Raw genomic sequence first — 10,094 nt, forward strand, 5'->3', positions numbered from 1 at the left:
ATTTTTTTAACCACAAGCATTGCCCATCGATGCATTGATCGAGAATAGCTATGGATCTGAATACCGTCTCTGAAACATTGAAGTTCTTTGCCGTCATCAGCGGGGAACTGATAGCCCTGTTTTTCATTATTAGCTTTCTGGTGGCGCTGCTACAGGAATATGTTCCCACCAGTACCGTACAACGCCTGATGACTAGCCACAGCCTGCGGGGCAATGTCGTGGGGGCCGGTTTAGGCGCGGTGACTCCGTTCTGCTCCTGCTCGACGATCCCGGTGACAATCGGCTTGCTGAATGCGGGCGCACCCTTTGGGGCGGCCATGTCATTCCTCATATCATCACCTATTTTAAACCCGGTCATTCTTGGGCTGCTGGTGACGCTGTTCGGCTGGAAGTTTGCCCTGTTCTATGGTATCGCCTCCTTTGTACTGGCAGTCGCTATTGGAGTGCTCTGGCAAGCCTTCGGATTAGAAAAAGACGTCAAGAAAGTCCGGGTGGTGGGTGATACTGAAAATCAGGGGCCGAATGACTTCAAGTCACGGTTGCGCCGCTCTGCTTATTCTGCCTTTGGTTTATTCAAAACCTCACTGCCTTACCTGTTAATTGGTGCCGGGATTGGTTCACTGATTTATGGTGTTGTGCCCGGTGAATGGATTGCCAGTGTGGCTGGAGCTGATAACCCGCTCGCTATCCCGGTTGCCGCTGCCATTGGTGTACCGCTGTACATCCGCGCAGAAACATTGATCCCTATCGGTATGGCCTTACAAGCCCAGGGCATGAGTATCGGTGCGGTTGCCGCCCTGATTATTGCCGGGGCCGGGGCCAGTATTCCCGAAGTGGCCTTGCTGAATACCATTTTCCGCCCGCGCTTGGTGGCTATGTTTGTATTAACCATCTTTATCGTTGCCATTGGTGTTGGCTATATCGCTAACGTATTGTTTATATAAGAGGTATCTACCATGCCTGAGAAAAAAGGCTTTTTTAGCCGTCTGTTCGGTAAGCAGGAAGAATCCGCCTGCTGTGCGGTACGCATCAAAGAGGTGCCTGATGAGCCAGCTAAGCCAGCGGCCACCAAATCCTCCTCCTGCTGCGCGGTGCGTATCGAAGCCGTTGAAGAGGAAGACGACACTCAACGTGTTAAACCATCGGCCAGTTCATCACAGGCTGGATAATGACAGTCGGATATCTACATTAATAAGGATCACTCAATGAGGACAAATGAACACGAGGCTGACCGGCGGATAGAGCAGGTACAGCATTACTATGGCGATACGTTGACAGACAAAGAGGATCTGGCAACGAACGTCTGTACGGTAGACGCACCGCCTTCTGATAGTGTCAAAGCGATTCTGGCAAAGATTCATCCTGACGTACAGATGCGCTTTTATGGCTGCGGCTCCCCTTTTCCGCCCTTACTGACGGGAGCCACCGTACTGGATTTGGGGTGTGGTGGTGGGCGTGACTGCTTCATTCTATCCAGCCTGGTCGGAGAGCAGGGTAAAGTGATTGGTGTGGATGCCACCGCCGAGCAGATCGCCTTCGCCGAGAGTCATGTGGAATATCACCGCGAAGCGTTTGGCTATGCCAATAGCAATGTCCACTTTTTGCAGGGGAATATTGAGGCACTGGACAAACTCAATCTACCCCCGGAAAGTATTGATGTCATCGTTTCAAACTGTGTGATCAACCTGTCTATGACTAAAGCGGATGTACTGGCCGGTATGGCTAAGCTGCTCAAGCCCGGTGGGGAAATCTACTTTGCAGATATTTTTTCAGACAGAAGGCTTGCGCCGGAACTGAGAAATGATCCTTTACTGGTGGGTGAATGTATTGGTGACGCGCTCTATTTTGAAGATTTTATCCGGCTGGCGAGAAAAGCCGGTTTTCTGGATGCGCGGGTTATTGCGAGCAGTGAAAAGACGATTGCCAACCCGGCGATTGAAGCCAGACTTGGCGGTGTGAAACTCTCTTCCATCACATTCCGGTTGTTCAAACTGGATTTAGAAGATAGCTGTGAGGATTATGGTCAGGTGGCTATCTATCGGGGCAATCTGCCCGATGCTCCGGATCGCTTTGTCTTGGATAGCGGCCATGTGTTTGATACCGGTCGCGCAGTACCGGTCTGTCGCAATACTGCGGATATGATTAGTAAGAGCCGCTATCGTCAATTATTTAATATCATTGGAGAGGGGAATAGGCACTACGGATTATTCCCGTGCTATACACCTCAAGTCGGAGTAACGTCCGGCACCGAGATGGAAAGCTACACTCTAACTGGTTGCAGTTGCTGAGGTTAATCTGAAGCAGATAATGGCAGGAAAGCGACCACCTTTGCTTGCTCCATCACAAAGCAACAGAAATATAACACATTAAGTTTGAGAGGCGGGTACCCAACGATACAGTGTAGGAACTAATACACCCAGATTTTTGGCTACCTCCCTAGGAGGGACACCACTCGCTAAAAGCCTTCTGGCTGATTCAATTTTGCTATCCGTCATCTTGGGTTTGCGTCTCCCTTTGCGGCCAGGTTGTCTGGCAACCTCAAGCCCGGCTCGGGTACGTTCGATCATCAGCTCACGCTCCATCTTTGCTAGACTTGCCATGACATGGAAGAAGAAACGGCCTGATGGTGTACCCGTGTCGATAGAGTCGGTCAGGCTTTTAAACTGAATGCCCTGTTTGTGCAGTTCATCGACTAAATTGACTCATTGTTTGACAATCGGGTTCGCCAGCGGCTAATGAAAAACAGGACGGCGCTGATTAATCAAATCCGGGGATTGGGCTTGGAATATGGCATTGCCATCCCGGAAAGTGCTCACAAAGTTGAGCAATGTTTGCTTGAGCATCTGGAAAACGTGGAAAATGACCTGACCCCAATGAACCGTGAACTGTTTCAGGAACTCCTGTTTGAACTCAAAGAACAGCAGCTGCGTTTGGAAGTGCTGGATAAACGCCTCGACCACCTGAATGGGCAACAGGAAGATATCGGACGGTTACTGACACTGCCGGGTATCGGCCCGCTGGGAGCATCGGCTCTGATGGTCGCCTTGGGCGACAGCATGGACTTCAAGAATGGCCGCCGTTTTGCCAGCTATCTAGGGTTGGTGCCAAGAGAGCATAGCAGCGGTGGAAAAGTCAGGTTATTGGGGATCACGAAACGTGGGGATGGCTATTTGCGGAGAATACTGATCCAGGGTGCCCGTTCAGTGGTATACCGGGTGCAAAAAATCCCTGACGAACAATGTAATGGCTTACAACTCTGGTTAAAAGGCGTGATAGCCCGCAGCGGAATCAATAAAGTGGCAGTGGCACTGGCGAATAAAAATGCCTGAATCGCGTGGGCCTTAGTCAATCAACAATCGGTTTATGAAGCACGGTGAATTAACAGTTCGACGTCGTGATGTAATAGAAGTCCATAAGTTGATGTACTGACAGGTAGTACCGACTCTCTGTGAACCTGGTAACCCGATCAGTCTATCGAGACTGGCAGAATAATGAGGACAGAGAGTGCGGATTTTCATCAGGGCTCATTGAAGCCGAATATATGCTTGCGACTACAATGTCAGAGAAATTCACTCCCCTACTTGAATTAAGTCGGTGTCCATATATTCGGGTTAAATAGACGATTTTTAGCTTCATAAAGTTTGATTGCGCCGATAACTTGCTGATTTTCTCCCTGTAGCGGGATGACCAGAGTGGAACCGAGTTTGCAAGTTGGATTGATTGAACAACGATAAGGTATTTCATTGCCATCGGCATAAACCACTTCATTGTTTTCAATTGCTCGGCGGGATTGTTCTGAAGAAATAGGTGTTCCAGGGAGGTGATGATCTGAACCGATACCAATAAACGCCAGGAGTTTTTCTCTATCTGTAATAGCCACTGCGCCTATTTCCAGTTGTTGATAAATAACTTTCGCTACCTTCATACTGTTATTTTCATTAAACCCTTTTCGCAGAATACCCTCTGTATAGACAGCGATTTTCAGGGCCTGAGCAGAAAATGCGCTAGTATATTTTTCAAATATTGCTCGTCGGTCAAGTAGGATACGTATAAACATTGCTGCGCCGATACTATTGGTGACAATCATGGGGGTGGCGATATTTTTGACCAACGCTAATGCTTCACTGTATGGACGAGCGAGCAGTAGCAAAATGCCCATCTGTATTACTTCAGCACAAAACGTGACGATAGCGGCTGTCCAAGGATTAATCAGTCGATTTATCTGACCACGTTTCGTCAGATAGCTGTGGATAATGCCGCCGATTAAACCTTCAATAATGGTCGATATCATGCAACTGAAAGCGGTCATCCCACCAAGGGAATAGCGATGCAGCCCGCCAGTTAATCCCACCAGCGCGCCGACACCTGGCCCACCGAGAAGCCCGCCAAGAACCGCGCCAATAGCACGAGTATTGGCAATGGAATCACCTACATGCAGACCAAAATAGGTTCCCATAATACAGAAAATGGAAAAAGCGACATAACACAGCAGCTTATGAGGTAAACGTACAGTAACTTGTAACAGCGGAATAAATAGTGGTGTTTTACTTAGTAGCCAGGCGATAACCAAATAAACACACATCTGTTGTAGTAATAACAACACAAGATTAAATTCGTACATAGACTTTCCGGGAGGATTTGTGGATGTTATTAGTTTACAGAAACAGCTAATAATATTATTAAAAGTTTAGTTTAAGTAGGTTAATATTTGACAATAATCATAAACCACTACACTATTATAAAGCGTTTTCCTTTCTGTCAGTGATTATACGCACAAACATATAAGAAATTTTCCGTAGAACAATGAGAAGCTATAGCGTTAGTTTCGAGTCGGGTAATTTTGGATGTGTAAGACATCATGAAAAAAAGAACACTTTTTACGATTTTACTGGTGATTTTGCTCACAGCAATGGCTGTGTTATTTCGTTCCCATAACCAATATTTATTGTTGCAAGGTGAAGTTGATGCGCCAGAAGTGATTGTCGCATCTAAAGCTAAGGGACGAGTGATCAAACGTCACGTTGAACGCGGAGATGATGTTAAGGCAGGGCAGTTGCTGATTACACTTGAAAGCCCGGAATTACTGGCTCAGGTTGCTTCACTGGAAGCTGTTCGTGATCAAGCCAAAGCGCAGTTGGAACAATCTCTTCATGGAACTCGTGAAGAAAGTATTCGGAATTTGGAAGCGGGTTTGGCACAAGCTCAGGCCGAATACGATAATGCGGTACGTGAATATGATCGTATTCAGAATGTCGCATCTAAAGGTTATGTTTCACGGAACGATCTAGATAATGCTCACAGAAGTAGAGATGTTGCCTATCAGAAAATGCAGAGCGCAAAAGCGTCACTGGATGAAGGCAGGCATGGTGACAGGATTGAACTGCGCCAGAAATATGCAGCGGCTTTACGTCAGGCTGAACAGCAACTGATTGAGTTACAAACCCAGAGTAATGATTTGCAGGTCAAAGCACCTGTTGCGGGGGAAGTGGGGCCGATTCCGGCAGAAGTTGGTGAATTATTTAGTGCTAATAGTCCTTTAGTGACATTAATCCGTGTACCAGAAGCTTATTTTATTTATAACCTGCGGGAAGACATTCTGGCAAAGGTGCACAAAGGGGATAAAGTCAAACTTCGTATTCCTGCGCTAGGTGATAAAGAGGTGGAAGCCGAAGTTCGTTATATCTCTCCGATGGGTGATTATGCGACTAAGCGTGCCACTCGCGCCACCGGTGATTTCGATTTAAGAACCTTTGAAGTGCGCTTGTATTCCTTACAGCCTATTGAAGGTTTACGTCCTGGTATGAGTGCCTTGTGGCGTTGGGATAAATAAGTAGGTGACTGATGCGGAGCAAGGTTGCATGGCGTGGTTTCGAACGCGCTTTTAGCCAAGAAATCCGGGCTGTGATTCGTAGCCCAGTTTTTCACTGGTTAAGCTGGTTATTTCCGTTGATGCTATTCGTGCTGATCAGCGCTAATTTCTCAGAAGGGACATTGCTCGATCTGCCAGTATCGGTGGTTGATAATGATCAAAGCCCGTTGTCACGTCATCTAATACGTAACCTGGATGCGGCTTCTCATGCGCAGATTAAATCTTATGATGGGGGATTGCAGGAATCTCTTGAACGGCTTGGCAGTGCTAAGGATTACTCTTTACTTTATATCCCGCACGATTTTGAAGCTAATGCGCTCAGAGGAAACCAGCCAACCGTGCGTATGTATTACAACGCGCTGTTTTATGGCGCTGGAAGTTACTCTATTCAAGATCTCAGTGGATTAATGGCAGAGATTAATGCGAAGTACCGTTCCATATTGGCGACGGAAATGGGTCATCAGTTACCGCCATTAGCCAATGTTACGCTCGTTTATGACAGCCTTTTTAATGCCAGCGGTAGTTACATCTATTATCAGCAGTTTGCGGCCACAATCCATTTATTACAGCTTTTTGTTGTAACCTGCACGATTTATAGCATGGCTCGCAGCAAGACACTGATGACAATGAAACCATTTACTTTCGCTCTATTGGGAAAATTGGCGCCTTATACCCTGTTTTTTACTCTGTTGTTGATTGTTGAATTGGCTGCTCTGATTGGTGTATTTGATGCAAAAGTGAATGGTAATCCGATATATATGGTAATAGTGGGTTTCTTCTATGTCATTGCCGCTCAAAGTATTGGCCTGTTGCTGTTTACTTTCACTAATAGCACATTGACGGCTTACAGTTTAATTGGAGTGCTAGTCAGTATTGCGACGACTTTTTCAGGTATGTCGGTGCCAGAATTATCAATGATATTGCCGGCGCGAATAATTGCCAATATTGAGCCTTTAACGCATGCGCTAAATGCGATGTTTGATATTTTTCTGCGTGAGGTTTCTTTATTGGGTATTTTATCTGTTTGTGCTTTATTGCTTATTTATCCGGTTGTTTGCTTTCTGCTAGTACGAAACCGGTTATTTAAACGGCTTGGCTTGCCACAGGGTGATGAATAATGCAGATGTATTGGCAAACTTTTCGCCGGGTATTAATGGGAATGTTGGAAAAGCCCATGTGGATGTTGATGCTGGTTTCCTTGTGTATGATGAGTTTGGTATATGTCCGGCCAACAGTATGGGATCTTCCGGTTGCCGTGATCGACCAAGATCACAGCTCTGCTAGTCGGGCTTTGATACGCCAGCTCAATTCTACGGCTAAAATTGCTGTCCACAGCTATGATAATTTAGCTGATGCTCGTCACGATCTACTGCTGCGTGAAATTTTTGCGATCATTATCATCCCGGCGGATCTGGAGAAAAATATCCTTAATGGAAAAAATATCACTTTTCCGATTTATGGTGATGCAACCAGTCGTCTTGCCAATGGACAAATTCAGCAAGAGTTGACCTCTGCTCACCGGCAATTGCTAAACGAATATAACAGTAAATTATTATTAAAATATGGTTTTAGCTCGGAACAGACAGAGTTATTACTGATGCCGATTCGTAGTGAAACTGTTGGGCTATTTAACCCAGGTGTTAGTTTTGCCGCAATTGTTTTTCCCGGTTTATTGGTGATGTTATTACAACACTCGCTATTGATATCTTGTGTGCGGGTTAGTATTACGATACGTGGTACACCGAAAGGTAAACCGCCATTGCCTGTCTATTTGGGAGCGTTGTCGGCGTTATTACCGATTTGGCTTTTTCTCTCTATCATCTTTTTTGTGCTTTGGCCGTGGGTGTTGGGATACCGGCAGGAGGCGTCTATTCCGTTGCTATTAATGCTGACGTTCTTGTTTATGTTGGCGGTACTTGGATTAGGTAAATTAGTAACAGAATGTATGCGCAGTGTGGAAATGATCTATCTGACGATAGCTTTGCTTACCACGCCTGTGTTCTATATTTCCGGTACAGTCTGGCCGATACAGGCAATGCCTGATTGGGTGAGAATAATCTCTTCTGCTTTACCATCGACTTGGGCAACGAAAGCGATTGCCGGTGTTAACCAAATGGGATTGCCAGTACAGAATGTACTGGGAGATATTGTCATGATGCTGGTTCTTGGTGGGGTTTATACTCTGTTAGGAATTTTGATAAGTATGGTGCGTAATAGTGAATTCAGGAAAATAACCTATTATTTGCGTAGGGTGTTTAAGTGATGATTTATGTTCCTATATAGTCTAAGTCAATTCTATCAATGTATCGCTGAATTGTGTTTTGTCGATGATTTCTTTCTTTTAGGTTGCGAGGTTACATTTTCTAGATTTTTATAAATATTTCACCATTAACTTATGGATTTAATCCCTTCTGAGATAAGTATCTATTCATTATCTTTTTTCACAAGGGAAGCAGATTGACATTTTACGATGCTTTATGAAGAGAACAGATAAAAACCACCATCTGAAATAGAGTTAGTGCTGAAACGATTGGAGGATATGACATATGGCTAAAGTAACTCCTATCTCACATTCAGAAGTGAGAAAGCGACTTCTTAATACACCGGAAGCTATACAATCTTATGTTGAGGCTACAGAAGAATATGAGCTGCTGGAACAACTCACTGAGTGGCGGGAAAAGGCGGGTCTAAAGAAAATAGATATAGCTATACCCTATGGATTTCAAGATGCATCGCGACGGTAAGGGAGTGAAGCCCCGGGAGCATAGAGAACTATGTGACCGGGGTGAGCGAGTGCAGCCAACAAAGAAGCAACTTGAAAGATGACGGGTATAAACGGATGGGAATTAATCCGTCTGCGATTACCTGTATTGAGAAGAATGTAACGAAAGCTAGTTGGCACACACTTAAACGTTATGCTGCTGCATGTGGTGTTGAGTTATCTTTAACTGCGAAGTAATACTACAGAATGTGTGTTTTGTTGGTGGTGATACTTAAGATCTACTTGTTCTAAGAGGCTTCCGTTAAAGGAAGCCATTTTCCTGCAATATTTCTATCTGATTTCCTCGCTTAGAATCTCGTTTTTTTCAGCGAAAGTAAAAACAGTATATTCTTAACGACAAAAGCGCTGATTAAAAAACAGAGGAAAATAAAAAATGCATCGATATAAGTAAGATTAAGATAAATAAAATAGGCTATTGTGATGCCAATAGCAGAATCAAGTTGATCGAATAAAATAAACAATCGCTTATTTTGCTCCGGGTGTTGTCCCGGTGGTGCGCCGAGTCTCCTTTTTAGCCAGGAGTTTGGCAATTCGAAAAGAACATAGCCGAAACCCGCCAGAAAACCAGCAAATAAGCAGGAGGAAATAGTCTGCGGAATAACAGTGTCCTGTGTTCCTGTGCTGAAAGCTAACCACAATAGCGAAAATAGCGCGGTAATAATGGGAACAACAATAAAACCGCGCCAGGTCTTGTTGCGACCAAAATAACGTTGATGTACTGGAATAGCCCAGCGGGAAAAATAGTTTTTCGTCACAATTACCATATGTAAACAACCACCAAGGATGACGGGGATCATTAAAATCCATCCATGATAAAAACTATTGAGCATAAAGACTCCAAAAATGCAGACCAGTGAATAAAACAAACCCTGCGAGTGTTGTACTGATGATAGTATTGAGATTCTTGAATTTATAAAACGGGCGATCCCATAACATAGCAATACTGAATGTAAGGAGCGCTAATGTCAGTAAGAGATGACTTAACCACTGCTCGACTACCAAGCTTACCAAAGCGTAGCCGCTGATAATAAATAAGCTCCAGAATACGGGCATACCGAGATAGGAGAGCTGGTTTTCGTTTTGAATATTCCCGACTTCATTAAATACAGATAATCTCAGGCAACCACTAATGATCATTAAGATAATAAACAGGGAATACCAAGATTGATAACCGGAAAGATAGAGAATAATCGCTGGAGAGATCAAGTAAATAAGTTGATCCATAAATCCATCAAGATAACGACCAAATGGGCGCGTAATATTTAAGTTTCTGGCTAGCATGCCATCGAGCGCGTCGCCAAGCATGGCAAGATATAAAAACGCAATGGCTAAGTAATACCAATGTTGTAATGCGGCTGCCACGGCAAGAGCGCTAAATACCGCTCCACCAATAGTAATATAATCTGCTCTGTTTAATTGGATAATAAAATGATTATTATTCAT

Annotated in this window: 10 protein-coding genes and 3 pseudogenes; 9 read left to right on the forward strand and 4 right to left on the reverse strand. The window is 44.7% G+C overall.

Annotated elements, in window-relative coordinates:
* Positions 1-50: 50 nt before the first annotated feature.
* Genes EAE90_RS03725 through EAE90_RS03735 form a run of 3 tightly spaced genes read left to right on the forward strand, consistent with a single transcriptional unit; the run spans position 51 to position 2,288 of the window.
* Positions 51-944, forward strand: a complete 894-nt coding sequence (locus EAE90_RS03725; RefSeq protein ID WP_214052322.1) for a permease — start codon at positions 51-53, stop codon at positions 942-944.
* A 12-nt stretch (positions 945-956) separates the two neighbouring features.
* Positions 957-1,169, forward strand: a complete 213-nt coding sequence (locus tag EAE90_RS03730; RefSeq protein WP_214052323.1) for a hypothetical protein — start codon at positions 957-959, stop codon at positions 1,167-1,169.
* A 36-nt stretch (positions 1,170-1,205) separates the two neighbouring features.
* The gene (locus tag EAE90_RS03735) at positions 1,206-2,288 is read left to right on the forward strand and encodes a methyltransferase domain-containing protein (protein WP_214052324.1); all 1,083 of its coding nucleotides are present in this window, start codon (positions 1,206-1,208) and stop codon (positions 2,286-2,288) included.
* 78 nt (positions 2,289-2,366) lie between these two features.
* Here EAE90_RS03735 and EAE90_RS03740 read toward each other — a convergent pair.
* Positions 2,367-2,702: pseudogene (locus EAE90_RS03740) on the reverse strand (recombinase family protein); the annotation flags it as partial.
* Positions 2,703-2,714: 12 nt separating this feature from the next.
* Here EAE90_RS03740 and EAE90_RS03745 point away from each other — a divergent pair.
* Positions 2,715-3,329, forward strand: a pseudogene (locus tag EAE90_RS03745) (IS110 family RNA-guided transposase); the annotation flags it as partial.
* Between the two features lie 281 nt (positions 3,330-3,610).
* Here EAE90_RS03745 and EAE90_RS03750 read toward each other — a convergent pair.
* Positions 3,611-4,621: pseudogene (locus EAE90_RS03750) on the reverse strand (LytS/YhcK type 5TM receptor domain-containing protein); the annotation flags it as partial.
* 237 nt (positions 4,622-4,858) lie between these two features.
* On the opposite strand from EAE90_RS03750, the gene EAE90_RS03755 reads away from it, so the two are divergent.
* From EAE90_RS03755 to EAE90_RS03775, 5 genes are all read left to right on the forward strand, one after another.
* Positions 4,859-5,830 carry an HlyD family secretion protein gene (locus EAE90_RS03755; RefSeq protein ID WP_214052325.1) on the forward strand — a complete coding sequence of 324 codons (972 nt, stop codon included), beginning with the start codon at positions 4,859-4,861 and terminating at the stop codon, positions 5,828-5,830.
* A gap of 11 nt (positions 5,831-5,841) precedes the next feature.
* Positions 5,842-6,987 carry an ABC transporter permease gene (locus EAE90_RS03760; protein ID WP_214052326.1) on the forward strand — a complete coding sequence of 382 codons (1,146 nt, stop codon included), beginning with the start codon at positions 5,842-5,844 and terminating at the stop codon, positions 6,985-6,987.
* A complete protein-coding gene (locus EAE90_RS03765) occupies positions 6,987-8,132 on the forward strand; it encodes an ABC transporter permease (protein WP_214052327.1) in 1,146 nt (381 codons plus the stop codon). The genes EAE90_RS03760 and EAE90_RS03765 overlap by 1 nt, the downstream gene beginning before the upstream one ends.
* Positions 8,133-8,415: 283 nt before the next feature.
* Complete coding sequence (locus tag EAE90_RS03770; protein ID WP_214052328.1) at positions 8,416-8,613, forward strand: XRE family transcriptional regulator; 198 nt, start codon at positions 8,416-8,418, stop codon at positions 8,611-8,613.
* A gap of 41 nt (positions 8,614-8,654) precedes the next feature.
* Entirely contained in the window at positions 8,655-8,828 is a 174-nt protein-coding gene (locus tag EAE90_RS03775) for a helix-turn-helix domain-containing protein (RefSeq protein WP_214052329.1), read from the forward strand.
* 110 nt (positions 8,829-8,938) lie between these two features.
* On the opposite strand, the gene EAE90_RS03780 is transcribed toward EAE90_RS03775, so the two are convergent.
* Both EAE90_RS03780 and EAE90_RS03785 read right to left on the reverse strand, forming a co-directional pair.
* Entirely contained in the window at positions 8,939-9,481 is a 543-nt protein-coding gene (locus tag EAE90_RS03780; protein ID WP_214052330.1) for a CDP-archaeol synthase, read from the reverse strand.
* Positions 9,471-10,094, reverse strand: coding sequence for a CDP-alcohol phosphatidyltransferase family protein (locus tag EAE90_RS03785; protein WP_214052331.1), 624 nt, complete (start codon positions 10,092-10,094; stop codon positions 9,471-9,473). Before EAE90_RS03785 ends, EAE90_RS03780 begins: the two co-directional genes overlap by 11 nt.

This window comes from Photorhabdus caribbeanensis (genome assembly GCF_018448885.1).
Lineage (GTDB): Bacteria > Pseudomonadota > Gammaproteobacteria > Enterobacterales > Enterobacteriaceae > Photorhabdus > Photorhabdus caribbeanensis.

Bases quoted from the DNA above. Each gene is read 5' to 3' on its own strand.
- EAE90_RS03725 (WP_214052322.1), top strand. From the start codon at position 51: ATGGATCTGAATACCGTCTCTGAAACATTGAAGTTCTTTGCCGTCATC.
- EAE90_RS03730 (WP_214052323.1), top strand. From the start codon at position 957: ATGCCTGAGAAAAAAGGCTTTTTTAGCCGTCTGTTCGGTAAGCAGGAA.
- EAE90_RS03735 (WP_214052324.1), top strand. From the start codon at position 1,206: ATGAGGACAAATGAACACGAGGCTGACCGGCGGATAGAGCAGGTACAG.
- EAE90_RS03755 (WP_214052325.1), top strand. From the start codon at position 4,859: ATGAAAAAAAGAACACTTTTTACGATTTTACTGGTGATTTTGCTCACA.
- EAE90_RS03760 (WP_214052326.1), top strand. From the start codon at position 5,842: ATGCGGAGCAAGGTTGCATGGCGTGGTTTCGAACGCGCTTTTAGCCAA.
- EAE90_RS03765 (WP_214052327.1), top strand. From the start codon at position 6,987: ATGCAGATGTATTGGCAAACTTTTCGCCGGGTATTAATGGGAATGTTG.
- EAE90_RS03770 (WP_214052328.1), top strand. From the start codon at position 8,416: ATGGCTAAAGTAACTCCTATCTCACATTCAGAAGTGAGAAAGCGACTT.
- EAE90_RS03780 (WP_214052330.1), bottom strand. From the start codon at position 9,481: ATGCTCAATAGTTTTTATCATGGATGGATTTTAATGATCCCCGTCATC.
- EAE90_RS03785 (WP_214052331.1), bottom strand. From the start codon at position 10,094: ATGAATAATAATCATTTTATTATCCAATTAAACAGAGCAGATTATATT.